A 26,353-nucleotide genomic window follows, 5' to 3' on the forward strand; every position below is an offset into this window, starting at 1 on the left:
TATGTCTACTTCGAAAACAAATCCTACTCCGGTTATCAGCGCTAAACGCTCAATTTCCAGCATCTGGATATTGCCTCTGATCGCTCTGCTTTTGGGCGGTTGGATGATCTACCAGGACTGGGCTAACCGTGGTCAATTGGTCAGTATTACCTTCATTACTGCTGATGGCATAGAAGCTGGTAAAACCAAGATTAAAGTTAGAAGCGTTGAGGTCGGCAAGGTCGAATCTGTCCAACTAAATTACGCCGATGGCAACGTTTTAGTTAATGCACGGATCGAACCCGAAGCTGAAGCACTCCTTCTAAACAACACCCGTTTTTGGGTGGTACGACCCCGTGTAGGCACTGGTGGCGTAAGCGGTCTAGGTACATTGCTATCGGGCGCTTATATAGAGATGAGCCCCGGTGAAGGTAAACAGAAAACAACGAAGTACACAGGTTTAGAAGAGCCGCCTGTCACCTCAGCATCAGAGCCAGGTTTAAGACTTCAACTGATAAGCGATAATGCTCACTCGCTCAGCGTGGGTGATACAGTTATCTACCGTGGTTTTCCAGTCGGTCGTATTGAGCAATTAACCTTCGACACGAAAGCCAAACAAGCAATATACGATCTATTTATCCAAGCACCTTATGATCAACTAGTCACCACTGATAGTCGCTTCTGGAATATGAGTGGTATCAACCTCAATCTCTCGGCTGATGGCGTGAATGTACAAACCGGCACATTGGATACCCTTCTAGCAGGAGGGGTGACATTTGATGTTATTGATGGAGATAGCAAAGGCCAAGCCGCAGCTGATGGTGATCGTTATCAACTTTACCCAGACTTCGAGAGCGTCAAAGAGCAGCCTTATGCCTTTTACAATGAATACCTACTGCTATTCGATCAAACGGTCCGTGGCTTAGTTCCCGGTGCGCCGGTTGAATTTCGCGGAGTACGTATAGGTACTGTTGAGCGTATTCCTTTCCAAATTGCTGAAATTACCGGTGAATCAGACCCGCGTATTCCGGTAATTATTCGTCTAGAACCGGGACGTTTAGGTTATGACGATGAAGAAGACGTATTACACAACGCTCATGAAAAACTTCGCTTTTGGATACAACAAGGTATGCGGGCTAGCCTAAAATCCGGCAATCTGATTACGGGCAGTCTATTTGTCGATTTTGACCTCTACCCCGAAGAGCAGGTAGCTAACCTTATCGAGTTTGATGGTTACCCTGTGATTCCAACCGTGTCAGGTGGCTTTGCACAGCTAGAGAACAAGCTCAGCGCGGTACTCAGCAAAATCGAACAACTACAAGTTGAACCACTCATTTCTCAGTTGGATTCAACACTGAATACCTCTGAAAAAGCCATTAAACAACTGAATAGCACATTGAAAGAGATCGAGGCGTTGGTGCGTAATAACAACACCCAAGCCCTACCAGAAGAGTTAAAAGCAACCTTAAAAGAAGTTAGATTGGCAGCAAAAGGCATCGCCCCACAAAGTGAACTGTACCAAGAGATGAACCGTTCATTAGATACGCTACAACAAACACTGAAACAGCTTCAACCGGTACTCAAAACACTAGATGAAAAACCTAATGCGCTGATTTTTGATGCTCCGAAAAGCGCGGACCCAATCCCAGGAGGTCGACCTAATGAATAAAACTATCCACATTTTGGGCTGCCTGATTCTATTAGGTGGATTAGGCGGTTGCGCATCCCAAAGCAGCACTCCGCCAAGTCAGTACTATCTTCTTAGCAGCGATAGTCAGAGCTATATAAAAGAGACCTATCAGCGAGTCATCGGAATCCAGCCGGTTAAAGTAGCCCCATATATCAATACACCGGGGATTGCTCTGCTCACTCGCGAAAACCATATTCGTATTGCCAATCAACACCTTTGGGCGGAACAACCCGATCAAGCGATTACCCGCGTATTACACAATAAATTGGATCAACGCCTGCCAACAAGCCGCGTTGATGATGGTTCTCTAGGCCGTAATAACGATTGGAACTACAGCATTGCAACCCAAATCGATCAATTTCATGGTACCGAAACCGGCGAAGCAGTCCTCAGCGGACATTGGCAAATTAAACAAGGTGAACAGGTAATCAGCACCTATAGGTTCAATCTAAAACAACCATTAGAAAAACCCGGTTATACTGCGTTAGTCACAGAACTTCAGACTTTGTTATCAAATCTTGCCGAACAACAAGCGAGCTATTTAAAACCATATATCGCGAAGCAATAATCCTCGAGGTTACATTGCTCAATATGATAGGCATAAATCATGAATAAGGTTCACAGCACAGGAACCAATTCTCAGCTATAATGACTAACTCTGTACGTAGTTTGCTTTAAGAGTATTTGTTTTAAGAACACAGAAATTTGGTCAGCATTATGGAAAACAACATTTCAGCCTTAGGCACTGCACAATCGCTTATCTCCCCAAGAGGAGCGGGCCCAGAATCTACTGCTCAATCAGCGGGTAACGGTTTAGCCGTGAATGCTCCGCTAGGTACTGAGCCGGGTGGTCAGGTGCAACTTAATCAAGACTTAGCGCAAACAAGCCAAGTCCAAAATGTTGATAACGGCCTAGAAACTCGAACGAACCGTGCTAATAATGCTGAACCTGCTATTGACCAAGCAGCGCAGCAGCAACAGATTGAAAATTTCTTAGCTGAACAAACCGGTGAAGATGTTGAGAGTTTCCGAGGCATCGATATTCAGTCTGCGCTAGATCTGCAAGAAGGCCTACGTAATCGCCCAGCTGACAACACAGAACCTGAATTTTCAGCAGCGCCAGCTGCAAATTCGCCTGAACCTCAAGATGCTAATGAGCAGCAAGATCAGGAACTACAACAGCGTCTACAAGCTCGACTAGCCGATCAGATTCCAAATGATCCAGGCACTGAATTCCCGCAGCTGATTGAGACCGTAGCTTAAGTCAAAACGCGATTATCAGATATTAAAAAAGCAGCCTCATTAGGCTGCTTTTTTAATATCTAATATTGTGAGAATGAACTAGCTTTCTGAAACCACACAATCACGACCAGACTCTTTCGCTTCATAAAGGTATTGGTCTGCGCGGTTTAAGACAGAGGCCATTGTCTCTTCATGCCCACGCTCTGCAAGACCCACACTAATGGTCAGGTCTATTTCGTGAGCAAACTCTAGACTATTAATTTCAGCACGTAATCGCTCAGCAAGAAAACGCACAGGCTCCATTTCGCTCGCCAGAGTGAGAATTACGAACTCCTCACCACCATAGCGAACAGCTAGATCTTCAGGCCGAGTGCTCTGCAACAAAACTTGCCCAACAGCATGAAGAACGTCATCTCCAAAGCGATGACCATAGTTATCGTTAAGCTTCTTAAAATGATCGATATCTAAGAACATGACATACAAATGTTGATGCCTATTGCGCTTATCTTGGCTTAAATAGCTACCTTCTGTTTCGTTTAAATAGCGGCGACTATAGAGGCCAGTTAAAGGATCTTTAATTGCAAGATCACGAATAAGCGTAGTACTCCGTTTCGCCCACAATACCGATACAATTGCCATCACTAAGAAAGCAGCAACGATTAGTTCGATTGATTGGATAAATAACCGATTGTTCTTAGCCTCAACCTCATCCAGATAAACGCCTGTACCAATAACCCAATCCCAAGGTTCAAACAGAGCAACATAGGAAACCTTGTGAAAAACTTCCTGCTCCACGCCCGGTTTAGTCCAATAATAATCGACCCAACCACCACCTTTATGGGCTTCGCGAACAAACTCTGAAAACAGATGGAGGCCATTGATATCTTCAACCTGAGCGAGGTTAATACCCATCAGATCTGGCCGCTCAGGGTGCATCACCATATTGGCATTACTATCATTCACCCAGTAATAACCATCGTGGAAACTACGAGATGATTTCAATGCGTAGAGTGCTAGTTTTTGAGCTTCCGGCTCCGTCATTTCGGAGGTCTCACTCAACTTATAAAACCCCTCTATCATAGAGACAGCAGAAGTCGTTAGATCGCGACTCTCCTGTTTTTTCTCTTCATAGAAGGTATTGCTGAAGGCACTATAGAAAAGATAAAAGAGCAACAACATGCTGATTAAGCTAAGCACACTCATCAAGCCAAATTGTTGCCCTATATGGGAACTTCGATAACCTTTCACTGCTTTACATCCGGTACAGTCAAAGTCCATTTACTGTGATCCTTAACATCATCATAAACCAATCAAAGGTTATGTGATTGATCCCTATCAACTGTTTGCAGGTTATACCGACCAGTAAGTTGGTTTGAGCAATTCCCTAAGTTATCGATTTTGTAATGGATATTTTAATTAGATCTCTGAAGCCAATGTTGTACCTTGGTTAATGGCACGTTTTGCATCTAGCTCTGCTGCCACATCTGCACCACCAATCAAGTGAACGGGCTTGTTACCGATCTGATCTGCAAGTTCGCGACATGGCTCCTGCCCTGCACAAATAATAACGTTATCAACCTCTAGCAGCTGCGCTTCACCATCCACCAGCACATGCAAACCGGCATCATCAATTTTTTGGTATTCGCACTTATTCAACATACGCACACCTTTTTTAGCCAGATCCGCTCGGTGAATCCACCCCGTGGTTTTACCAAGGCCGGCACCCACCTTAGATTTTTTACGCTGCAGCAGGTACACCTCTCGGGCTGCAGGTTCAAAACTTGGCTTCATCCCCTTAATGCCGCCACGGGCATTTAGGTCCATATCTACACCCCATTCCTGCATAAAGGCGGTGATATTTTGGCTGGTCGATTCGCCCTGATGAATAAGATACTCAGATATATCAAAGCCAATACCGCCGGCACCAATTACCGCAACCTTTGGACCAACTTCAGCACCTCTCATCACATCGAGATAAGAGAGAACTTTAGCGTGTTCGACACCTTCTAATTCAGGTGTACGCGGCGAGATACCTGTCGCCAATACGACTTCATCGAAATCACCTTCTGACAACATCGCCGAATCAACGCGTGTATTGAGTTTGAGTTCAACGCCAGTAATCTCGACCTGCTTAGCAAAGTATCGCAGAGTTTCGTAGAACTCCTCTTTACCCGGAATACGCTTGGCGATATTAAATTGTCCACCGACTTCAGAACTAGCATCAAATAAGGTTACTTGGTGACCACGCTTAGCTGCTGTCGTAGCAAAGGCTAGGCCTGCTGGGCCTGCACCCACCACAGCAAGCTTTTTAGGCTTTTCTGTTGGAGTAATGACGATTTCCGTTTCATGACAAGCACGAGGGTTAACCAAACAACTAGTCAACTTGCCGACAAAGACATGATCTAAGCACGCTTGGTTACAACCAATACAGGTATTAATCTCATCTGCTCGATCCTGTTCTGCCTTAACAACAAACTCTGGATCAGCTAAAAACGGACGTGCCATAGAGACCATATCGGCATCTCCCCGTGCTAGCACTTCCTCAGCCACATCCGGCATATTTATTCGGTTCGAAGTGATCACAGGCACAGTTAACGCTTCACGAACTTTCGCTGTCACCCAAGTAAATGCAGCACGCGGCACCTTGGTTGCTATGGTTGGGATGCGCGCTTCATGCCAGCCAATACCCGTGTTAATAATAGTGGCACCGGCCTCTTCGATCGCTTTGCCTAAAGCGATGATCTCATCATAGCTACTGCCATCTTCCACTAAGTCCAGCATCGATAAGCGATAGATAATAATAAAATCAGTGCCTACGGCTTCACGAACACGGCGAACAACCTCCAGTGGGAAACGGATACGTTGCTCGTACTCGCCGCCCCATTCATCATCACGCTTATTAGTTCGGCTGACGATAAACTGATTAAGCAGATACCCTTCTGAGCCCATGATTTCTACACCGTCATAACCGGCTTCTTTAGCGAGTGATGCACAACGAACAAAATCCTGAATCTGACTTTCGATATCAGATTCGCTTAGCTCTTTTGGCGGGAAAGGATTGATCGGCGCTTGAATAGCCGAAGGCGCTACCGGTTGCGGGTTATAAGCATAACGGCCTGTATGTAGAATCTGCATACAGATTTTACCGTCTTCTTTATGCACGGCATCAGTTACCAGACGGTGGTTCTCCACATCCTCTGCCGTTGCCAACTGTGCAGCATGACCATGAACAGCCCCCTCTTTGTTCGGACCAATACCACCGGTCACAATCAAAGCGACACCACCGCGCGCACGCTCTGCATAAAAAGCGGCCATGCGTTCAAAACCGTTTGGCGCTTCTTCCAAACCTAAGTGCATAGATCCCATCAGCACGCGGTTTTTTAAAGTGGTAAAGCCTAAATCTAATGGCTGTAATAGATGTGGATAAGGAGTTCTACTCATGGTCTTTTCTCTTGTCGTAAGGGCAAACTAAAGTGCCCATCTATTATTCTTATCTTTATTATTTGCCGCTAAACGGCGCCGTAATTTTTCGTAGCGGCTTATATTCCGGTGTTTTTCCAGACATCTTGGCACTGAAGGTTTGCATCATATCTTCTGGTTGAAACATACCTGCTTGCCAAGTCGCCATATAACTCAGGCTGTCTTGAACGCTATGGTCCCGAGCATAATTGATCATCTGCTTACACCCAGTGACCGCTAAAGGCGATTGCGACGCGATCTGAGCGGCAATATCCATCACATCATCAAGCATAGCCTCTTGAGTCGGGTAAACACGGTTTACAAGCCCTACTTTTAACGCCTCATCAGCGCTCAATTTACGAGCGGTATAAGCCAACTCTCGCGCTAGGCCTGAAGGGATTAATTGAGGCAGACGCTGCAATGTGCCCAGATCTGCAGTCATGCCTAATTCGGTTTCTTTAACAGTAAAATAAGCCTCGGCGGTGCAGTAACGCATATCTGTCGCACAAACCAGATCCAAAGCGCCGCCAATACAACCGCCCTGTACTGCACTAATTACCGGCATACGGATCTCTTCCAGCAAGTTAAAACAGGTTTGTAGTTGCATCACCAAACGGCGAACCGCTTCAGCACGTCGACCCGCTTCACCGTTAAACATCTGCGGATCAGGTTGAGTAAAGATCTCGAGATCCATACCTGCAGAGAAATGTTTTCCTTGAGAGGAAATAACCAACACTCTCGCCTCGGCTTCTGTATCTAGTGCTTTTAATGCTTCTGGAAACTCCTGCCAAAAGGCTTTGTTCATGGCATTACAAGCGTCAGGACGATTTAGCTGGAGGTGCGCAATCTGCTGATCAACCTGTAATGAAAAGGTCTGGTAACTCATACATCGCTCTTATTTTTATGGATGAAAAATGATCTAGAAACCAAACTAGACACCGTCAAGATAAAGACAAGATAGCGCACCAATTTTGACACTGTCAAGATTGATTGTTAAATTCCTCAGCTATGACGAATTCAAAGAAGAACTATCACCACGGTGATTTAAGAGATTCACTGCTAAAGGCAGCGACCGATCTGATCGCTGAAGGCGGTGTGGATAACCTATCTATTCGAAAGCTGGCGGATAAAGTCGGCGTGTCTCGCACAGCCCCTTATCACCACTTTAAAGACAAAAATGAGCTACTTTGTGCCATTGCTGCACAAGGATTCCACCAGCAAGATCAGTTAGTTAAATCGGTTACTGAGTGCAAAAAGGATTTATCAACAGTTGAGCTGTTCGAGCATTACGTTCTCACCTATATCCGCTTTGCTGATGAAGAGCGAGAAACCTACGATCTTATGTACGGTCGTGAAATTTGGAAAACGGGTGAGCCTACACCTGAGTTACAAACCATTTCTAAAAACAGTTTTCATCTTTGGCTGGATTGGGTGAAAGAGCTGCAACAACAAAACCTGTTTGATCCTGAACAACCGAGTTTACGCATTGCTCAATCAAACTGGGCCGCACTCCATGGCCTATGTCGATTGTTTAACGATGGCATCTATATCAATCGTGAAGATATCAACGATATCGCTAAAAACACGGTCCGTATGATGATCAATCAACCCTGAGTAGGCATAGAATTATGACCACCATCCAATTTAGTCATGCCAATGGTTTCCCAGGTAGTAGCTATCAATATCTGTTTAACCAGTTGCCAGAGTACTCTGTGACCTATATCGAAAAAATGGGTCACGGTGACTACCCATTAGATGGTGATCTAACCAACTATGCCAAAGAGCTGATTGCAGATATTGAGCAAAACAAAGCTACACCTGTAATCGGTATGGGGCATTCTGCTGGCGCTGTGGTCACCTTAATTGCCGCAGGACTCAGGCCTGAGCTGTTTAAACAGGTGATATTGTTTGATCCCGTGCTTTTTAACGGCCGCAAACGTTACCTGATAAAGCTGATCAAAAAGATGGGCTTGATAGACAAAGTATCTCCGGCACAGCGAGCTGCTAAACGTCGATCAAAATTTGATAGTCGTGAACAAGCACGTGAATACTTCAGCCAGAAAAAGCTTTTCAAAACATTCCACCCCACCTGCTTTAATGACTACATCACTCATGGTCTAACTGAAACAAACAATGGTGTAGAACTAAGTATCTCTCCGGAGATTGAAGCCGATATATTCCGCAATGTTTTGCTCAATGCACCCAAGTGGCTAAAACAAGTTTCTGGCACCGTTATCTATGGTAAGCATAGTGACCTGTTTGGAGCAGGTGATATTAAATGGTGGCAACGTAACTTCCCCAATATGGAGTTAGTCGGTTTTAACGGCGGTCATCTATTCCCGTTTGAGCATCCCGATGAAACTGTAGAGTTATTAAGGCCCTTATTAGCTCGGTAAACTTAACCAGAAAGAAGCTAAGGTTGCTTGACCAAGTTAAGGTATACTGCAGGTAGATTAAACGCCCAGAAAAGAGCCTATTCATGCCAGAGACAGATGTTTTTTTCTCTACCGCCGATGTCACTGATGTTGCACAGAAGCTGCAACAAGTAACGGCTGAATATGAAGCGCTCTTTGGCAATCTAAGTAAGCAGATTTACTCCTCCATTGATCACTTAGATCATCCCTCTGATGAGATTGCGGTCACCCTGCAGTATGTGAATGATGCCAGCCAAGCATTTCGTCAAAACTTTGGTGACAATTCTAAGATAGCGTGCAGCAAAGGCTGCCATCATTGTTGTCACTTCCCGATTCAAGTACCACAGCAAACCATCAGCGATATTAGTCACCATCTAAAAAGCACGCTAGCACCTGCTGAACTGGCAGAACTAACAGATAAACTCGAGCAAAATATCGCTGCACGACAAGCGCCTTTATTCAGAGCTCCTTGTCCCTTCTTAGACGAGGAAGGTGCTTGTTCTATCTACCATCATCGTCCACTTTCTTGTCGCTGGTTTAGCTCGCCAGATGCTCATATTTGCGAACAGTCAGTGCACGACGGTCGCGATATACAACAACATCCAGTGCAATCGCGCATCTATCAAGCGGCTTCCGATGCAGTCCTAGCTAAACAGAAAAAACTGACAGGTTCTGACCAGCAGTTGCCGTTTATTCCAGCCCTCTTAGAAGCGCTTCAGTCAATAAAATAAACGCTCTCAAAAGCCTCTTTCAACTTACGAAAAAGCCTATAACCGTAGTTTCTCTAGCAAGACTTTAGCCCTGCGACAGTTTGCCTCAGCGACAATTGGTCACATTCTCAAGACACTTAGCCATCGTTACCATGCGCCAAATTTTTAGCGTTTGGACAGGGTTATGAAGTCACAATCACTCTCTATCAAGTTCCCCCTTAATACTCTAGCGGCTGCAGTCATTACTGCTAGCATTCCGCAGACGGTGTTTGCTGCAGATGAAGTCGCTTCAACTATGGTTGTGACTGCAAGCCGTGTAGATGAAGAGAGTAACTCACTACCTGTCAGCGTCAGCGCAGTTGATGACAAACAATTGCAACTGGATCAGGGTGCACATATACAAGACAGTACCCGAATGATGGCAGGTGTGACGATTAACCAGCTATCTGGCAGTTCATCTCATAACACCGGTATCCGCATGCCATTAAATTACGATGGCTATTACCTGTTCCTGCAAGACAGCATCCCTCTGCAATCCAGCGCATTCTTCAACCATAACGGCCTACGTTGGTCGAGCTTCAATACCAGTGCAGATCAGATCGAAGTACTTAAAGGTGCCGGTACCACTCTGTACGGCTCGGGTGCAGTCGCAGCAACGATCAACGTATTAAGTGCAGAACCAACCTTCGCACCTAAAGGCCATGTAAGCGTACTGGCAGGTGAAGATGATTACGCACAGATAAAAGTACAACACAGCGACAAAATAGCTGAAGACCAAGCCTTCCTGATTTCAGCATCAGCTTTCCAAGATAACGGCTGGCGCGACCATACTGCCCGTGACCGCCAAGAAGTTTTGGCAAAGCACATTTGGGAGATCGACGAGGATACGGAGCTAAAAACACAGTTCCAAGTATCAACGATGACCGATGAGATGGCGTCTTCACTAGATACAGTAGAACTTGCCAAAGACCGTACGCAATCAGGTTTAAGCGATGCTGTTAAAGCAATTAATCCTGAACGAGACAGTGATTTTGCTCGCCTAAGCTTCGAGCTAACTCACGCCCTAAATGATCAATTAACGCTGAGTTTTATCCCTTACGCTCGCTATAACTCGAATGATTACATTGCAACGTGGCGTTCATATACGCCGAAGACTGACAGTAACGTAACCAGTTTTGGCCTGTTAGCTAAAGGTAACTGGGCACACGACAATGGCAACGAAACTATCTTTGGTGTGGATCTGGAACATTCCGAGTCGGAAACATTCAGCTACCAGCCAATTGATATTACCGTCTCAGGCGGTTGGGGGCCTCCGGTAAGCTACACTGCTGGCTTTGAATATCGTGATCAGGATATTACTTATAAAAACGTCTCCCCTTACATCCAACATAACTTAATGCTGGGCGATGCACTGACGGTACAAGCGGGTTTACGTTACGACTATAACCAGTACGAATTGGACAACCATCTAGCTGAAACGGATGATGATGGTTTCGGCAACCGTCAACTGGCTGATCGTAAGGATAAATTTACCAGCCTGAACCCTAAACTTGGGTTCCACTACGCGCTGAATGATAACAGTGGTTTCTTTGGCCGTGTTGCCCAAGCTAACCGTCTGCCAACAGCCTCTACAATGTATAACCTCAAGAGTGGTGATAGTGCTTCCCTTGTTGGTGGTGTTAAAGAGGAAACATCAACAACCGTCGAGCTAGGCTACCGCTTACAACGCGAGAATCTATCTCTTTCAGCTTCGATCTATCGTATGACGATCGACGATGCCATCGTATCAGCGGATGACAACAACGGAGATTCCTACCGAACCAATGCCGGCGAAACTCGACATCAAGGCATAGAACTTGAACTTGGATATGTTTTCTCGCCCTCTTGGTCCACCAAGCTTGCACTGAGCCACTCCAAGCATGAGTTTATCGACTATGTAAATGATGGTACTGACTACTCTGGCAACGAGATCATGCGCGCTCCACGTAATAAGGTCGGCGTAACTGTTAACTGGACTCCAGTATATGTTCCGGGCTTAGTAACTCAACTACAAGCCGACCATATTGGCTCCTATTGGAAAGACGATGCTAACTCCCTAAAAGCACCTAGCTACACCCTGTTCAACCTGAAAGGTCAGTACGAACTAACACCAGAGCTGATGCTATTTGGGCGTGTGGATAACCTATTTGATCGCCAATACAACTACCAAACTGAATTTAGCTGGGGCAGCGAGAGCTTCTACCCTGGTGCAGGCCGTACCCTGAAAGCCGGCCTGAAATATAACTGGTAGAGCTCACTGATATGAAAGCAAAACTTTACCTTTGGCACCGGCGGCTTGCGCTGCTGGTGCTCGTGCCCCTGCTACTATTTGGGTTAAGCGGCCTGCTTCATCCGGTAATGCGTTTAACAGCTCCGGAGACGGCGCAACATTTTTATCCACAACCGCAATGGCCAGACAATCTACCCAGCATTGAAACTTTAATCGATGAGTCTCAACTGACGACAGTAGCAGGGCTCCGCCCCGTTCAGATTGATCAAAACTGGTATATCCAGAGTTGGGAAAATCGTTCTGAGCCATCACAGTTTTTAACCCTAAATGCGAAACCAGCTCAGGAGATAGAATTAGCCTACGCAGAACAGTTAGCGCGCCATTACAGTGGAGAAAATACTGCTGGAATAAAACAGATCAGACTGATTTCGGAATTTAGTCACCAATACCCAGCAATCAACAGATTGTTACCTGTATGGGAAGTGATGTTCGAGCGGGATGATAACTTAAGTGTATTTGTGGATATCCGTCAGGACCGCCTTGCGACAATTACGGATGATTCTCGTCGTTTGTTTATGACCATGTTCCACTTTTTACATGTATGGGCCTTTATCGATCAGGAAAACCCACTTAGAACCGCTCTGTTTATCAGCATGATGTTGATCTCAACCTTTATCGGTATCAGTGGTCTCTACCTGTTTGCAGTCTTACCACTAAAACAGCGTAAAAATGCTCAACTAAAGAAGATCCATGCTTGGATAGGTGTGGGGATTTCCGCTGCTCTCTTAATGTTTGTATTCAGTGGCATGGTTAGAACTATAGAGAAACTAGAGCCCGAGATACGAGGGGTTCCTCTCGATCAATCACTCGTGCTTTCAGACATTAGTTTTGGCTTAGCTCAAATACAGGCTCAATACCCTAACAGCAGTAATACACAACTTCATGAACTGGAAGGGCGTGCTGTATGGCAACTTCAGCAACCGAGACAGCCCAGTCTATGGTTAGATGCACAATCAGGTGAACAGCTACCCGAAGGACCGTTCGACTTCGCAAAACAACTCGTATCTAACACCCAAGGGCAGCAGCCAGAAGTGATAGATCAGCGCCTTATTAATAGCTTTAAAGAAGACCATAACTATGGGTTTATTGATAAACGTCTGCCGGTTGTCGCTATAGATTATGCCGATAAGACTTATTACGTGGATACTCGAGATGCAGTGCTTTCGGTCAAAGTAGATAACGCAGATAAAGTATACAGCTGGATCTTCAGTTACTTACACAAATGGCACTTTGCAGATGGTCTGGGACGAGATGTCAGAGATGGAATTATAAGCCTGTTTATTTTGGCTATCTCTGGCACGTCACTATTGGGCTTTTACACATGGTTAAAAGCTCGCCGTAAACGTAAACAAGCTTATAAGCAGCGCAGTCGTTGCGCGGAAGTGGCTTAACTAAGTTCCATCAGAAAATAAAAACGGGCCTTTAAGGCCCATTTTTTATTACGCTGAAACTTTATCTTTTTGAAACTGAACCTGTATGACCAAAGCCAAAGTCAGGGTAAGGATCAGCGATAAAACGATGGTAGCCGCCGCAGGAAGGTCAAACGACCAAGCCAACAACAAACCCACCACAAAGCCAACTACACCAACAAGGTAAGCCCAGGCGACAGATTTACCTCTTACTTGTGCTGCAAGCGCCGGAGCAATTAAGCAAGCAAATACCAGATAGATGCCCGCTTTCATAACCGACAATGTGATCGTTACAGCAAAAGCGATGTAGAAGAATCGCTCTAAACTCTGAGGCCTGAATAACGCCAGCAGTTGAATAACGATAGCCATCACAGCGAGAGGCACCAGATCAGCCCAAGTTAGCCAGAGAACATCACCGCTTAACGTACGCGTTAATGCCTGACCTCCTTGGGGCTGGCCTGCTACCACCAACACCAACAATGATGCGGAAGCCACATAGATCAAACCGATAAAAGCCTCACGCCAGTCTGGCAGATTTCGGTTGATCCAAGCCACCAATGCAACACCCAGAAGGGAAAAAAGTACTGCCATCAATGTTGATATTAGAGCTCCATGATCATGATCGACATCATGAAAGTGCCACTGCGTGGCTAAGACAGTGCCAAGTGCGGCTAACTGCGCAATGGCAAGGTCGATAAAAACAATCCCTCGCTTTAAAACCTGTCGCCCCAAAGGAACATGGCTTGCCAAAATCAGCAAGCCAGCCACCAACGCAGGCAAACCTATACTCAGTGCTTGCATTACTTCTGCACCGTTAATTGCTGAAACAGATGATCAAACAAGTTAGTTAGATCAGACACTTCGCCTTTAAGATCTACTGTCGCCGGCAAATTCGCATGCGCCATACCCGTTTGCTCAGATAACCAACGCGCACCTTTATCGTTCTGGTACCAGTTGCTGATCACAAACTGCGGACGCTGCTGTTCGACAGTAGATACCAACGATTGCAGATGTGACATCGTTGGCGGCACACCCGGGTTAGGCTCTAGGTCTGCAACAACCTTAATATCAGCCCAATTCAGTAAATAGCTAAAGCTCGTATGCTGAACAACGACAGGCATACCTTTTAGTGGCTCAGCCATGGCTTTCCAACGAACGAGATTTTCCTGCCAATGCATTTGCCAAGCTTCCAACGCCTGTTGGTACGCTGCTTTGTTATCAGGGTCAATCTGCTGTAAGCGACTACTGATAACCGGTGCTAGCTGTTGAACTCGCTCAGGGTCCAGATGAAAATGCGGATTACCTTCTGGATGAACATGCTCAGTACTGAAAAACTGCTTTTCGTGTTTTTCAATCGTCTCTACATGTTCAGACAGGTAAAGCATACCTAAGGCACCTTCTGCCACTTTGCGGTTAGACGCACGTTTTTGTAGCGCAGGCATCCACCCCTCTTCCAAGCTCGCACCACTACAGATTGCGATATCAGCTCTCGCCAACTTAGCAATCAGGCTAGGTCTCGCCTCGATATAATGCGGGTCCTGATAGACATGAGTCGCGCTAAAGACTTTAGCCTCCGGCGCAAGTTGACGGCTTAACGCCGCCCACTCAGGCTCGCAGGCAAAAATCGTAAGTGCTTGCGCAGGTGTAACAACAGCTAACAGCGCAACCGCTGCAATTAGCTTAGAAGCTGTGTGCAGCATGCGCGCCAAATCCTACTTGGTATTGAAGTGTAATCGCGTTGTCTTCACCTTCCATGTTGTCAGCATCTTGGTGACGGTATTCAAGGCGTACTTTCTGAGTATGCGTTGGAGACCAGCTAACCATCACTGCAGTTTCTTTCAGCTCAGAATCTTCCCACTCATGTTCGCCATCGTGTTCATGCTCATGTGCAAGATCCACTTGGCCGTGACGGATACCAGCCGCCCAATTCTCATCAAACTGATAAACACCGGATAGGTACCAACCACTGAAGTCGTTTACTTCTGCACCATATAGATCATCTACATAGGCATATTCAGCCGCAATTTTTAGCTGTTCCTGACGGTTGTTACCGTTAGGGGACCATTTCCAAACTAGATCAGCGATGTAAAGGTGCTCACCTTGGTACTCTGCACCATGGGAATGAGCGTGGCCTTCGTGATCGTGATCATGCTCTTCTTCATGATCGTGGTCGTGATCTTCTTCCTCTTCGTGGTGTCCAGCTTCCTGAGTACGGTTACGCATGTAACTTACACCTGCCTGCCAGCTTGAGTTGTTACCGAAGTCATCACCAAACTCAGTAGAAAGCGTCCATGTACCGATCGTATTAACTGATTTTTCTTCACCCAGTTCATCACCGCCAAATGCAGCTGCGCTTACACGCCAGTAACGATCTGTTGGGACAATCCAGCTCGCAGATACACCGTCATCGTAGTAGTGACCGCCAAGGAACGCTTTGTACATTAGAGGACGTTCGCTGAAGCTATCAGAGTGGCTATGGTTAGCATTCAGATAACCAATATCTGCCAAGAAACGACCCGCTGTCAGACTAATACCTGGTAGGGAAGTGCTTTGGATGTATAGCTCTTCCAGCTCAAGATCAGACTCTTCTTCATTCCACTCAGCGATCCAAGTCATTTGCGCTTTAGCAACATCACCAATATCTTGGCTCAAGCTAAGCTCACTGTGACTCAAACCAAAACCTTCAGTACGACCATTCAACGCCGTATCATCGGATTTGTGATACACATCTAGAATGACACCAACTTCCAGCGCATGACCTACAGAAGCCTGCATAGATAGCGCCGCCACAGCAAAAGCGAGTGCTTGTTTTTTCATTTTATACCTCAAAAAATTATGATATATCATAACAAACAGACCTAACTGCTCGTTATGTTTCAAATTAAATTAGAAGATTTATCGACCAGCTCAGAACCCAACTTCAGGCTGTGAACTATGCAAAATCCAAAGTAGCGACTAATCGACTTTGCCCAGAAGGAACCATTGGGGAGCGATGTACAACACCCTTTCCATCCAAGCCATACCACCCATCACCCTTGAGCAGTAACACATCACCTGCTTGCGCTTGATGTATCAGTTCTTCACTACCGTATAGGCCTGACTTGTCGTCAGACAAACCACCATTACCCGCACCTAATTTCGACCGATCTAACAAAGGATCTTCCAACCACTCAGTCCCTTGACCAGCGTAAGCACTTACCAAACGACAACCTAACTTATCGGTATGGAAGCGAGGGCACATCGCACGGTCCAAAACCTGTAAGCGCAGACCCACTTCATCCAACTCAAACAAACAAGCATACATGTCGATGATCAAAGCTAGATCTTCGACAAATTCAGACTTACCTGAGTGCTCTGGTAATAGATTATTTAAAACTGCTGAAGGATCATCGGCTTGAATAACAGCTCTGATATTTAGATGCTCGGTTTGCAACAACGCTTCGCAATAGCCCGCCACATCGAGCGCCAAGTCCCGTTGAAAATTACAGAGGTGTACATCTTGATCATAAATCTGAGTTAGAACCTCGGGAGTAACCCCTTGGACAAATCTCATCTCAGATTCAATTTCTAGAGCTTCCTGCGCCACAGCCCATACCTTCAATCAACAGCAAAGTGCGAAATGTTACCATATAACATAACTCAGAAAAAATATTTCAAGATGACGCCCCGTTTTTCTTCCACTAGACTTTGTCCTATATCCACATAAATCCTCTGTACATTATAAGGATCAGACACCTATGGAATTTAAGGATTACCTTACGATTTTGGCGAAACGTGACGGCTCCGACCTTTACCTAACTACCGGCGCTCCACCTTGTGCAAAGTTTGAAGGTAAATTAACGCCATTAAGTAAAGAGCCTTATAAACCTGGTGAGATCGAAGCAATCGCAAACTCCTTAATGGATGAGCAGCAACGCGCCACCTTCGAAGAAGAGTTAGAGATGAACCTCGCTTACTCTATTCCCAAAGTAGCGCGTTACCGTATCAACATCTTTAAGCAACGAAACCAATACTCTCTGGTCGCGCGTAATATCAAAGCCGATATTCCTAAGATGGAAGACTTAGGCCTACCGCCCGTCCTTAAAGATGTGATTATGGAAAAACGCGGCTTAGTACTGTTTGTTGGCGCGACAGGTTCGGGTAAATCAACATCTCTTGCTGCACTGATTGATCACCGTAACCGTAATAGCGGTGGGCATATCATCACCATCGAAGACCCGATCGAGTTTGTTCACAACCACCGAAAGTCGCTGATCAATCAGCGTGAAGTCGGGGTTGATACCCGTAACTTCCATAGCGCTCTGAAAAACGCTCTGCGCCAAGCACCCGATGTAATTTTGATCGGCGAGATCCGAGATCAGGAAACCATGGAACAGTGCCTGACCTATGCTGAAACGGGTCACTTAGCGATCTCCACGCTACACGCGAACAACGCTAACCAAGCGATTGATCGTATTATTAACTTCTTCCCACAAGCACGACATAAACAGATCTTCCACGACCTTGCGCTTAACCTCAAAGCCGTGGTTTCTCAGCGTCTGATTCCAACCATTGAAGGTAAACGCTGTGCAGCCATTGAGATACTTCTAGGTACTTCCAGTATCCAAGAACTGATCATGAAAGGCGATGTAAAAGGGATCAAAGAGGTAATGTCTAAGGGTTCTGATACCACTGGCATGCAAACCTTTGATGACTCCCTGTTCAAACTCTTTGACGAAGGTAAGATCACGCAAGACCAAGCTATTGTTAATGCCGACTCAGCAAACGATATGCGCCTTCGCATGAACCTTTCGGTGGTGGATGAAAAAACTGAAAAAACCGATGCAGCACCTGAACCCGAAAAACAATCCTTCGATGAAGATAATCCGCTAGCTGGGATTAAGCTATTGGATGAAGATGAAGAGGTTTGATTAAAAACCGGACTAGAGCGGGATAAGGCAGAGAAAACCGGCTAAAACCAGATTCAAGCCCCGCTAGGGGCCTTTCTGCATTACCGAGCCTTAGTTAAGGTAAATACATTCATCCTTCGAATCCAATTCTTCAGGCACTTTAAAACAGAGCCACTTTCCCGACTCATCAAAGTAAGGCAAGGAATTATCGTAGGGGTTACGTTTCGATAATGGCAAAGAACTTAACTGGTTATTGTCTACTAACTCAGAGTGATTAATAGCTATATCTGATAGGCGGATAATTAAATCTAAATTATTCATATCAACATCAACGTTCACAAACCTAGGGAGCGCCACTGAACTCAATATTTCACCCAAGATATTCGTAATGCGCCACCATTTAATAAATGATTTTAAGCGATATGATAGGCGTTCCTGCACATATCTATTTATCGGTAATTCTGAATCTAGAATAGCTTGCCTATACGATAAGGTTGAATCATTGATGGTTAGGTTCTTTTTGAAAAACAGCGAGGTTTTCCAATCATCCTCAGCGTCTGACAGGCCTTTTTGGTAAGCGCTATCCAAGGACTTAGCATGCCAAGCGATCTCGCGCATTAAAACGTTTCTTAGACCCGACTCTTCTTTTGTTTGTAATTCAAAGAAGTCGGTAGGCAGTTGATGCAGCTCTTCAAAACCACTGCGATAAGCAAAAACCTGCCAACGATAGAATTCCTTCAGCTTAACCAATAAGAAAATATTGGTCGTAAAATCATCAGCTCTTGCTTTGAACGCCCTTAAATCCTTACCTAGAACATTCACCTCATTCACAAGTTTGTTTTTATCCACATCCACTGCACACTGATGTCGATGCCAACGTTCATAGTTTCCTAGACCACCAACTATTCTAAATTCGGTCAAAGTACTCATATCTATTAAGCTAGTATTAGAAGGTGACTTAACTTCAGAAGCACTTAGGATCTTGCTGTACCGATCTAGTAAATGTTGATACTTATTAACTAAGCTAGCCTGTTCATTACATGAAGCTTTCATCTGCTGAATACAGGATATCTGCTGGTCTTTATAATCATGTCCACCGTATTCAAATGTACATAAACCGTCTTCCTTTGATAATTTCGTCCAACTCTCTTCCGGATAAACCTTATCCGCTTGGTTGTAGTGACCGATATCAGCCTTTTCTAGATGAATAAACCGCTTTTTCCCTATCTCAAAACTATCATCACCTTCACCTGCCACCAGCCCCAGCAAATGAACATAGGCATTATCTTCGTATGCAGGTAGAGGGTCTTAATCAGCTAACGCTTCTTTTACCATTGGGTGTAAAGGCGCATCACTGACGATGTTGAGATCAAAAGCAAAATGAAACTGTATAGCGAGAAAGAGCTCTGGAAGCATAAATCACATTTTCCCTGTGAATAAGAAACCGAACAAAAAGGTAAATTAGTGTGTAAAAACACTCTAACGTGGATAAGATGTTAACCGTATATGCAGGATAAATCTTCTAATAAGGGCGTTTGTATGAACAAACTTGGATGTCTTTTGCTGCTGTTTTTTTGCAACGCTGCAGTCGCCGAAATACAAACCCTGGAATCTAGCTACATCAGTAACTATGCCCACCAAGCCGAGCCTCTTTTGCTGGAAAATTATCGAAAGAATATGGCAGACCAACCTGAACAAACACAGATTGATGCAGCCAAACGTATGGCCCCAAAACTAGCTAAATGTCAGTTTCAATCAGTATCCCACTATCCGAAAAAATACTGGGAACAAAGCATATATCCAATCACTAATGGCGACGATTTAAAAGCAACCGCGAATAAGCTAGAAACAATGATTTACAAAGATATAGCTTCGGGCGAGTTTAGCGAACAAGCTCTAATGCAAATGCTCTCTAGTTCTCAAGAAAAATTACAGAATTGCCTAATCAAAGACGCTTTAAACAAAGACTAATACCATGCTCAAAAAACTGTTTGTCGCTGATCTATATCTCAAAGTTAGAAAGAACAAATTTGAAATCAAAAACCTAACCGAAAACAGCGTTTGGACGATCGCTACTCCAGAGCAGCCTTTCACCACGGAGAGGCTTTTAGTCGGCCAGTTCTCCGCCGCAGAGCCTGTGCTGAAAGAGCTCGTAAAAGATGTAATGCCCAGCGGCTTTATGAAAAAGAGCGCCCAAATAATTATCCACCCTATGGATATGGTTGAAGGCGGACTTTGCGAAGTAGAAGAACGCATTTTCACTGAACTTGGTTTAGGTGCAGGTGCGTTTAAAGTTAAGCTGCATGTAGGTGAAGGGTTAACAGATGACGAAGCTAAAAAGCTACTTCAGGTTGGGTGAGCAGACTCCTTCTAATTAAATAGCTTTTTATTGCCCTAAACTAATGTGATCTATAAAGGCAGCTTTGTGCCATTAGCAGACATTACTCCTTCATTGGTATCATGAGTTTTCTTACATAAATTATGCTAAACCTGATGTAGAGTACTACTCTGGTCTGTAATTCACTCAAGGAAGAAAATAATGGTGGTGAATAGCAAGGTTATTGCTGTTTGGTCTATTGGATTAGGAGCATTTGTAGTATCTCAGATTCTTAAAGATCCTCCATTGCAGAGCATGGGTGAGTGGTTTGTATCTTTATTTTTTTATCTGTGCTTTTTTCATTGGGTCGCATCATATCTGTTAGGGCAAACAATGTTTACTCCGTATGGAGGGGAGCACTTAAAACAAGGATCAAACCCATTGTTACGTTTCTTGGTTTTCATGATGTCTTTTATCATTTGCTCAATAGTTATAGTTCAGTGAAGCATGCTGATAAGCAATGACTTCAATGTGTCGCTAACAGACCTAATCCTTCTTGGACTTATTATGTCTAACTAACAAACACTTCCACCTCTCTACAGATCTATTCCGCATTTAGCCGCACAACCCCGTTTTAAGCAGCTTTCCACCGCCTTCAAAACCAAAAAAGCCCCGCTAAAAAAGCGGGGCAAGATATAGCTTAGAGTGAAGTCGCGAAGAAGAAATGCGGGTGGATCACACCCTTTCAATCACGGTAGAGATCCCCTGTCCCATGCCTATACACATGGTCGCTAGACCTAAGGTTCCGTCCTGTTGTTCTAGCACGTTCATTAGAGTGTTAGTGATTCGTGAGCCTGAGCATCCAAGTGGATGACCTAGAGCGATCGCACCACCTTTTAGGTTTACTTTATCTTCCATCTTATCGAGCAATTTTAGCCCTTTAAGTACAGATAGACCTTGCGCTGCGAAAGCTTCGTTAAGCTCGACATAGTCGATATCTTCGATGCTAAGACCTGCGCGTTTAAGTGCTTTCTGAGTGGCTGGTACTGGTCCATAACCCATAATTGATGGATCACAACCCGCTACTGCCATACTCACGATACGTGCACGTGGTGTTAGGCCTAGCTCTTCTGCTTTAGCCGCTGACATCACCAATAATGCAGAAGCACCATCAGAGAATGCTGAAGAAGAACCTGCAGTTACTGTACCCACTTTAGGTACAAACACCGGCTTAAGTGCACCTAGTGTTTCAACTGTAGTTTCTGGACGGATAACCTCATCCGCTTCGACTAGCGACTTAAAGCCGTTTTCATCGTGACCTTCGACCGCGATAATTTCGCTATCCCATAGGCCATCCAGATGTGCTTGATGTGCTAGACGGTGAGATCGGGCTGCGAACTCATCCTGCATTTGACGGTTGATACCGTTCATCTTGCCTAGCATCTCTGCTGTTACGCCCATCATCATCGCTGCTTTAGCCACTTTTTTGGACATCTCAGCATTGATATCAACACCGTGCATGATGGAAACGTGACCCATATGTTCCACACCACCCGCAATAAAGATATCGCCATTGCCGGTCATGATGCCTTGGGCTGCTGCATGCAGTGCTGCCATAGATGAACCACATAAGCGGTTGATCGTTTGTGCCGCTACCGTATGAGGTAGACCTGCTAGCAGTGCAGCATTTCGGCCGATGTTAAAGCCCTGTTCTTTCGTCTGGTTAACACAGCCCCACATCACATCTTCGATGTCTGCAGGGTTTAGCGCTGAGTTACGCTCTAACAGTGCTTTGATGACTGCAGCTGATAGCGCTTCGGCACGAACATTTCGGAACGAGCCATTTTTTGATTTACCCATCGGGGTACGAACACCGTCAACGATGACTACATCATTTGGTTTCAAGTTCATGATCTTTACCCCTTAACCCTGAGCATTTTGTGGAAAGTATGTTTCGCCAGCAGCGGCCATCTGTTTCATCTTGTCGGTTGGCTGATACAGCGGTCCTAGACCCTCGTATTTCTGCGCCATAGCACAGAACTCAGCTAAACCAATCTGATCCAGATAGTGCAGCGCACCACCACGGAATGGAGGGAAACCAATACCGTAGATCAAGCCCATATCTGCTTCTGCCGGGCTGGCAACAATGCCATCTTCCAAGCAACGAACGGTTTCGATACATAGAGGAATCATCATGCGCTCGATGATCTCTTCATCAGTGAACTCACGCGTTTCTTTAGCAATACCATCAAGCATTGCTGGTACTTCTTCATCCACAATTTTCTTCGGCTTACCTTTACGATCAAGCTCGTAACGATAGAAGCCTTTGCTGTTTTTCTGACCGAAGCGCTCTAGGGAGAACATACGGTCGATAACGTTTTCGCCTTCATGGCTCATACGATCAGGGAAACCTGCTGCCATCACGCTATCTGCATGGTGCGCAGTATCGATACCGACTACGTCTAGAAGGTAGGCAGGACCCATTGGCCAGCCGAAGCGCTCCATCACTTTATCGACTTGTTTAAAGTCCGCACCATCTTCAAGTAGTGCAGTAAAACCGCCAAAGTAAGGGAACAAAATACGGTTAACTAAGAAGCCTGGGCAATCATTTACAACGATTGGGGTTTTGCCCATCGCTTTTGCGTAAGCAACTGTACGTGCGACCGCATCTTCAGAGGTTTTCTCACCACGGATAACTTCCACTAGTGGCATTTGATGTACAGGGTTGAAGAAGTGCATACCACAGAAGTTCTCTGGATTTTTAAGCGCTGTTGCCAACTCAGTAATAGAGATAGTAGAAGTGTTAGACGTCAGTACCGCGCCTTCAGGCAGCGTGCCTTCAACTTCAGCAAGCACGGCTTTCTTCACATTTGGATTTTCAACAACCGCTTCGACCACAAGGTCAACGCTACCGAAGTCTCCGTAGTTAAGCGTTGGCGTAATGCTGTTTAGCACCGATGCCATTTTCATCGCATCCATACGGCCACGAGATACGCGTTTGTTCAGCAGTTTAGTCGCTTCATCCAGACCTAACTGAAGCGCTGCATCGTTGATATCCTTCATCAAGATAGGCGTACCTTTAGAGGCAGATTGGTAAGCAACACCACCACCCATAATACCGGCACCCAGCACAGCCGCTTTTTTAACAGGCTCGGCTTTGCTCTCAAAACCTTTGCTGACTTTCTTGATGTATTGGTCTTTCATGAACAGACCAACAAGGGATGCGCACACATCCGTTTTCGCAACTTTGACAAAGCCTTTAGCTTCGATCTCGTTGGCTTTTTCGCGAGGAAGATTCGCGTGCTTTTGAATCGTTTTAAGCGCAGCCATTGGTGCTGGATAGTGAGGACCCGCCTTACCACCGATCACACCCTTTGCAGATTCAAACGCCATCATCTGCTCAACCTGATTTAGTTTAATCGGCGTTTTCTTCTCTTCACGGCGCGCTTGGTAATCAAACTTACCCGCGATACAACCTTTCAGCAGATCTAGAGCCGCAGCTTTAATCTGATCTCCCGTTACAACCGCATCTACACCGCCATCTTTAAGTGCTGCATCAGGGCGTTTCTCAGCACCCGCGCAGATCCACTCATTGGCGTTATCCACACCAATTAAGCGTGGTAGACGAACTGTGCCGCCCCAACCTGGGTAAATGCCTAGCTTAACCTCAGGCAGACCTACTTTGGCCTGGTCGCTCATCACACGGTAATCTGTGGATAGTGCCAATTCAAAACCGCCACCTAGGCATAGGCCATTAATCGCAGTGACGGTTGGGCAGCGCATATCTTCGATCTGATTCAGTAGGCTGTGGATATCCATCAAGCCTGCAATCAAGTCTTCATCTTCTGCGGAGAAAAAGCCCATAAATTCGGTGATATCCGCGCCAACAATAAAGCAGTCTTTGGCACTGGAGAAAATCACACCACGAATATCATCTAGGTTACACAGGGCATTTACCGCTTCGCGCAGTTCAGCCAAAGTCGCCTGATCGAGTTTATTAACAGCATCGCCTTTGCGGTCAAACACCACATCGTAGATCCCGTCTTCGATCGACTGTACGTAAATCGATTGTCCTTCGAAAAGCATCTAAGTTGCTCCGTCTATTTTTATTTTTGGCTTGGCGAAGTGCCTAAGCGCTTTTTAGTTATGCTGTTTACAGCTTACTCTCTAGCTCAGGCACGGCATCGAACAAGTCGGCCACCAGCCCGTAATCAGCCACCTGAAAAATTGGGGCTTCTTCATCTTTGTTGATCGCAACAATGATTTTGGAATCTTTCATACCCGCTAAGTGCTGGATCGCACCGGAGATACCCACGGCGATATACAACTCTGGCGCTACCATTTTGCCGGTCTGACCAACCTGCATGTCATTAGGTACAAAGCCGGCATCAACCGCTGCACGAGATGCACCAACCGCCGCACCAAGCTTGTCCGCAACTTTGTTAAGTAGTTCGAAGTTGTCACCGTTGCCCATACCACGGCCACCGGAGATAACAACTGAAGCAGCGGTTAATTCTGGACGATCACTTTTCGCCAGCTCTTCTGAAACAAAACTAGAAAGGCCGCTGTCGCATGCTTCAGCAAGACTAACGACCTCTGCAGAACCACCACTGTTAGCAACAGGATCAAAGGCTGTCCCACGAACAGTGATAACTTTAGTGCTATCACTGGACTGGACTGTCGCAATCGCATTACCTGCATAGATCGGGCGTTTGAAGGTATCCGCTGCTTCTACGGCAATAATGTCTGAGATCTGATTTACATCTAGCAGTGCTGCAACGCGCGGTAGGAAGTTCTTACCTGTTGTGGTTGCTGAGGCCAGGATATGGCTATAGTCAGCAGCAACCGTTAGCACCAACTTACTGATATTTTCTGCAAGCTGATGTTCATACGCAGCGTTATCAGCCAATAGAATTTTACTCACACCTGATACTTGCGCCGCCGCATCAGCAACGGCCTGACAGTTAGCGCCTGCAATAAGCAGGTGAACATCACCACCAATCGCATTTGCTGCAGCTAAGGTATTGAGGGTTACGGGTTTAAGCTCGTTATTATCGTGTTCGGCAATTACAAGAATAGTCATCTGATCACCCCCTTAAATTACTTTAGCGTCATTACGTAGTTTTTCGACTAGCTCATCTACAGAGCTTACTTTGATGCCTGCTTGACGCTCTGATGGCGGATCGACACGTAGTAGTTGCAGATTGCTCGCTACAGATACGCCCAGTTCGTCAGTTGTTAGGACATCAAGCGGTTTACGCTTCGCTTTCATAATGTTTGGCAGGGATGCGTAACGTGGTTCATTAAGACGCAGATCGGTTGTTACAACCGCTGGCATAGTCAGGTTGACGGTTTGCAAACCACCGTCGATTTCACGGGTGACGTTGATGCTATCGCCAGTTACCTCAAGTTCTGAAGCAAAGGTACCTTGTGGGCGATCCAACAAAGCAGCCAACATTTGACCGGTTTGGTTGTTATCAGAATCGATCGCTTGCTTACCAAGAATCACCATACCTGGCGCTTCTTTTTCTACAATTTTGGCTAATAGCTTAGCGACTGAAAGGGAATCAGGGTTGGTTTCGATATCGACACGGATACCGCGATCGGCACCCAATGCTAGCGCTGTACGGATCTGCTCTTCGCAGCTCTTATTACCAATAGAAACAACGACAACTTCATCCGCTGTACCCGCTTCTTTTAAACGTACAGCCTCTTCAATTGCTATCTCGCAAAATGGATTTAGAGCCATTTTTACGTTAGCTAAATCGACATCACTGTTATCTGCTTTGACACGGGCTTTGACGTTGTAGTCAATCACACGTTTTACGGCAACCAGTACTTTCATAACCGCCTCTTTGTATTGTTATTTTGGTAACCCATACACATAAGAAAATAGGGTTACTTTCATAGAGGGA

Annotated in this window: 23 protein-coding genes; 11 read left to right on the top strand and 12 right to left on the bottom strand. The window is 45.5% G+C overall.

Annotation, left to right across the window (positions count from 1 at the left end; genetic code table 11):
• The first annotated feature begins 1 nt into the window (after position 1).
• From pqiB to ACMXYS_RS14425, 3 genes are all read left to right on the top strand, one after another.
• Entirely contained in the window at positions 2-1,648 is a 1,647-nt protein-coding gene (gene pqiB, locus ACMXYS_RS14415; protein ID WP_415896945.1) for an intermembrane transport protein PqiB, read from the top strand.
• Positions 1,641-2,237: a membrane integrity-associated transporter subunit PqiC gene (locus ACMXYS_RS14420; RefSeq protein ID WP_415882366.1), complete on the top strand. Its 597-nt coding sequence runs from the start codon at positions 1,641-1,643 to the stop codon at positions 2,235-2,237. The genes pqiB and ACMXYS_RS14420 overlap by 8 nt, the downstream gene beginning before the upstream one ends.
• A 149-nt stretch (positions 2,238-2,386) precedes the next feature.
• The gene (locus tag ACMXYS_RS14425; protein WP_415882367.1) at positions 2,387-2,932 is read left to right on the top strand and encodes a hypothetical protein; all 546 of its coding nucleotides are present in this window, start codon (positions 2,387-2,389) and stop codon (positions 2,930-2,932) included.
• Between the two features lie 78 nt (positions 2,933-3,010).
• On the opposite strand, the gene ACMXYS_RS14430 is transcribed toward ACMXYS_RS14425, so the two are convergent.
• The 3 genes from ACMXYS_RS14430 to ACMXYS_RS14440 form a co-directional block, all read right to left on the bottom strand.
• The gene (locus ACMXYS_RS14430; RefSeq protein ID WP_415882368.1) at positions 3,011-4,189 is read right to left on the bottom strand and encodes a diguanylate cyclase; all 1,179 of its coding nucleotides are present in this window, start codon (positions 4,187-4,189) and stop codon (positions 3,011-3,013) included.
• A gap of 138 nt (positions 4,190-4,327) precedes the next feature.
• Positions 4,328-6,352, bottom strand: coding sequence for an FAD-dependent oxidoreductase (locus ACMXYS_RS14435; RefSeq protein WP_415896946.1), 2,025 nt, complete (start codon positions 6,350-6,352; stop codon positions 4,328-4,330).
• 58 nt (positions 6,353-6,410) lie between these two features.
• Positions 6,411-7,256, bottom strand: coding sequence for a crotonase/enoyl-CoA hydratase family protein (locus ACMXYS_RS14440; protein ID WP_415882370.1), 846 nt, complete (start codon positions 7,254-7,256; stop codon positions 6,411-6,413).
• Positions 7,257-7,378: 122 nt separating this feature from the next.
• Between ACMXYS_RS14440 and ACMXYS_RS14445 the strand changes: the two genes are divergently transcribed.
• From ACMXYS_RS14445 to ACMXYS_RS14465, 5 genes are all read left to right on the top strand, one after another.
• Entirely contained in the window at positions 7,379-7,984 is a 606-nt protein-coding gene (locus ACMXYS_RS14445) for a TetR/AcrR family transcriptional regulator (protein ID WP_415882371.1), read from the top strand.
• A 14-nt stretch (positions 7,985-7,998) separates the two neighbouring features.
• Positions 7,999-8,766: an alpha/beta fold hydrolase gene (locus tag ACMXYS_RS14450; protein ID WP_415882372.1), complete on the top strand. Its 768-nt coding sequence runs from the start codon at positions 7,999-8,001 to the stop codon at positions 8,764-8,766.
• Between the two features lie 83 nt (positions 8,767-8,849).
• Positions 8,850-9,515, top strand: a complete 666-nt coding sequence (locus ACMXYS_RS14455) for a YkgJ family cysteine cluster protein (RefSeq protein ID WP_415882373.1) — start codon at positions 8,850-8,852, stop codon at positions 9,513-9,515.
• Positions 9,516-9,678: 163 nt separating this feature from the next.
• Positions 9,679-11,784, top strand: a complete 2,106-nt coding sequence (locus tag ACMXYS_RS14460) for a TonB-dependent receptor (protein ID WP_415882374.1) — start codon at positions 9,679-9,681, stop codon at positions 11,782-11,784.
• A 62-nt stretch (positions 11,785-11,846) separates the two neighbouring features.
• A complete protein-coding gene (locus tag ACMXYS_RS14465; RefSeq protein WP_415896947.1) occupies positions 11,847-13,214 on the top strand; it encodes a PepSY domain-containing protein in 1,368 nt (455 codons plus the stop codon).
• Between the two features lie 48 nt (positions 13,215-13,262).
• Here the strand turns inward: ACMXYS_RS14465 and ACMXYS_RS14470 are convergent, their stop codons facing one another.
• The 4 genes from ACMXYS_RS14470 to ACMXYS_RS14485 form a co-directional block, all read right to left on the bottom strand.
• Positions 13,263-14,033, bottom strand: coding sequence for a metal ABC transporter permease (locus ACMXYS_RS14470; RefSeq protein ID WP_415896948.1), 771 nt, complete (start codon positions 14,031-14,033; stop codon positions 13,263-13,265).
• On the bottom strand, positions 14,033-14,932 hold the full coding sequence (locus tag ACMXYS_RS14475) for a metal ABC transporter substrate-binding protein (protein ID WP_415896949.1): 900 nt from the start codon (positions 14,930-14,932) through the stop codon (positions 14,033-14,035). The genes ACMXYS_RS14470 and ACMXYS_RS14475 overlap by 1 nt, the downstream gene beginning before the upstream one ends.
• The gene (locus ACMXYS_RS14480) at positions 14,913-16,049 is read right to left on the bottom strand and encodes a hypothetical protein (RefSeq protein WP_415896950.1); all 1,137 of its coding nucleotides are present in this window, start codon (positions 16,047-16,049) and stop codon (positions 14,913-14,915) included. The genes ACMXYS_RS14475 and ACMXYS_RS14480 overlap by 20 nt, the downstream gene beginning before the upstream one ends.
• A gap of 115 nt (positions 16,050-16,164) precedes the next feature.
• Positions 16,165-16,818, bottom strand: coding sequence for a DUF1826 domain-containing protein (locus ACMXYS_RS14485; RefSeq protein WP_415882380.1), 654 nt, complete (start codon positions 16,816-16,818; stop codon positions 16,165-16,167).
• A gap of 151 nt (positions 16,819-16,969) precedes the next feature.
• On the opposite strand from ACMXYS_RS14485, the gene ACMXYS_RS14490 reads away from it, so the two are divergent.
• A complete protein-coding gene (locus ACMXYS_RS14490; RefSeq protein WP_415882381.1) occupies positions 16,970-18,142 on the top strand; it encodes a PilT/PilU family type 4a pilus ATPase in 1,173 nt (390 codons plus the stop codon).
• Between the two features lie 90 nt (positions 18,143-18,232).
• Here ACMXYS_RS14490 and ACMXYS_RS14495 read toward each other — a convergent pair whose 3' ends face one another.
• Positions 18,233-19,378: a hypothetical protein gene (locus ACMXYS_RS14495; protein ID WP_415882382.1), complete on the bottom strand. Its 1,146-nt coding sequence runs from the start codon at positions 19,376-19,378 to the stop codon at positions 18,233-18,235.
• Positions 19,379-19,660: 282 nt separating this feature from the next.
• Here ACMXYS_RS14495 and ACMXYS_RS14500 point away from each other — a divergent pair, with 282 nt between their 5' ends.
• Positions 19,661-20,092, top strand: coding sequence for a hypothetical protein (locus ACMXYS_RS14500; RefSeq protein ID WP_415882383.1), 432 nt, complete (start codon positions 19,661-19,663; stop codon positions 20,090-20,092).
• Between the two features lie 4 nt (positions 20,093-20,096).
• A complete protein-coding gene (locus tag ACMXYS_RS14505) occupies positions 20,097-20,480 on the top strand; it encodes a hypothetical protein (RefSeq protein ID WP_415882384.1) in 384 nt (127 codons plus the stop codon).
• Positions 20,481-21,173: 693 nt separating this feature from the next.
• Here ACMXYS_RS14505 and fadA read toward each other — a convergent pair.
• The 4 genes from fadA to ACMXYS_RS14525 form a co-directional block, all read right to left on the bottom strand.
• Positions 21,174-22,349 (bottom strand): acetyl-CoA C-acyltransferase FadA, encoded by a 1,176-nt coding sequence (fadA, locus tag ACMXYS_RS14510; RefSeq protein WP_415895155.1) that lies wholly within the window; start codon positions 22,347-22,349, stop codon positions 21,174-21,176.
• 12 nt (positions 22,350-22,361) lie between these two features.
• The gene (gene fadB, locus ACMXYS_RS14515; RefSeq protein ID WP_415896951.1) at positions 22,362-24,524 is read right to left on the bottom strand and encodes a fatty acid oxidation complex subunit alpha FadB; all 2,163 of its coding nucleotides are present in this window, start codon (positions 24,522-24,524) and stop codon (positions 22,362-22,364) included.
• Between the two features lie 67 nt (positions 24,525-24,591).
• Entirely contained in the window at positions 24,592-25,521 is a 930-nt protein-coding gene (locus ACMXYS_RS14520; protein ID WP_415896952.1) for an electron transfer flavoprotein subunit alpha/FixB family protein, read from the bottom strand.
• Positions 25,522-25,533: 12 nt separating this feature from the next.
• Positions 25,534-26,283, bottom strand: a complete 750-nt coding sequence (locus ACMXYS_RS14525) for an electron transfer flavoprotein subunit beta/FixA family protein (protein ID WP_415896953.1) — start codon at positions 26,281-26,283, stop codon at positions 25,534-25,536.
• Between the last annotated feature and the right edge of the window lie 70 nt (positions 26,284-26,353).

Origin of the sequence: Neptuniibacter sp. QD57_21 (assembly GCF_047778075.1) — a bacterium.
In the GTDB taxonomy this organism is placed as follows: Bacteria; Pseudomonadota; Gammaproteobacteria; order Pseudomonadales; family Balneatricaceae; genus Neptuniibacter.

Excerpts from the sequence above, each read along its gene's own strand:
- ACMXYS_RS14460 (WP_415882374.1), top strand. The coding sequence starts at position 9,679 with ATGAAGTCACAATCACTCTCTATCAAGTTCCCCCTTAATACTCTAGCG.
- ACMXYS_RS14450 (WP_415882372.1), top strand. The coding sequence starts at position 7,999 with ATGACCACCATCCAATTTAGTCATGCCAATGGTTTCCCAGGTAGTAGC.
- ACMXYS_RS14420 (WP_415882366.1), top strand. The coding sequence starts at position 1,641 with ATGAATAAAACTATCCACATTTTGGGCTGCCTGATTCTATTAGGTGGA.
- ACMXYS_RS14445 (WP_415882371.1), top strand. The coding sequence starts at position 7,379 with ATGACGAATTCAAAGAAGAACTATCACCACGGTGATTTAAGAGATTCA.
- ACMXYS_RS14520 (WP_415896952.1), bottom strand. The coding sequence starts at position 25,521 with ATGACTATTCTTGTAATTGCCGAACACGATAATAACGAGCTTAAACCC.
- ACMXYS_RS14480 (WP_415896950.1), bottom strand. The coding sequence starts at position 16,049 with ATGAAAAAACAAGCACTCGCTTTTGCTGTGGCGGCGCTATCTATGCAG.
- ACMXYS_RS14505 (WP_415882384.1), top strand. The coding sequence starts at position 20,097 with ATGCTCAAAAAACTGTTTGTCGCTGATCTATATCTCAAAGTTAGAAAG.
- ACMXYS_RS14455 (WP_415882373.1), top strand. The coding sequence starts at position 8,850 with ATGCCAGAGACAGATGTTTTTTTCTCTACCGCCGATGTCACTGATGTT.
- pqiB (WP_415896945.1), top strand. The coding sequence starts at position 2 with ATGTCTACTTCGAAAACAAATCCTACTCCGGTTATCAGCGCTAAACGC.
- ACMXYS_RS14425 (WP_415882367.1), top strand. The coding sequence starts at position 2,387 with ATGGAAAACAACATTTCAGCCTTAGGCACTGCACAATCGCTTATCTCC.
- fadA (WP_415895155.1), bottom strand. The coding sequence starts at position 22,349 with ATGAACTTGAAACCAAATGATGTAGTCATCGTTGACGGTGTTCGTACC.
- ACMXYS_RS14490 (WP_415882381.1), top strand. The coding sequence starts at position 16,970 with ATGGAATTTAAGGATTACCTTACGATTTTGGCGAAACGTGACGGCTCC.
- fadB (WP_415896951.1), bottom strand. The coding sequence starts at position 24,524 with ATGCTTTTCGAAGGACAATCGATTTACGTACAGTCGATCGAAGACGGG.
- ACMXYS_RS14500 (WP_415882383.1), top strand. The coding sequence starts at position 19,661 with ATGAACAAACTTGGATGTCTTTTGCTGCTGTTTTTTTGCAACGCTGCA.
- ACMXYS_RS14435 (WP_415896946.1), bottom strand. The coding sequence starts at position 6,352 with ATGAGTAGAACTCCTTATCCACATCTATTACAGCCATTAGATTTAGGC.
- ACMXYS_RS14470 (WP_415896948.1), bottom strand. The coding sequence starts at position 14,033 with ATGCAAGCACTGAGTATAGGTTTGCCTGCGTTGGTGGCTGGCTTGCTG.
- ACMXYS_RS14440 (WP_415882370.1), bottom strand. The coding sequence starts at position 7,256 with ATGAGTTACCAGACCTTTTCATTACAGGTTGATCAGCAGATTGCGCAC.
- ACMXYS_RS14525 (WP_415896953.1), bottom strand. The coding sequence starts at position 26,283 with ATGAAAGTACTGGTTGCCGTAAAACGTGTGATTGACTACAACGTCAAA.
- ACMXYS_RS14475 (WP_415896949.1), bottom strand. The coding sequence starts at position 14,932 with ATGCTGCACACAGCTTCTAAGCTAATTGCAGCGGTTGCGCTGTTAGCT.
- ACMXYS_RS14430 (WP_415882368.1), bottom strand. The coding sequence starts at position 4,189 with ATGGACTTTGACTGTACCGGATGTAAAGCAGTGAAAGGTTATCGAAGT.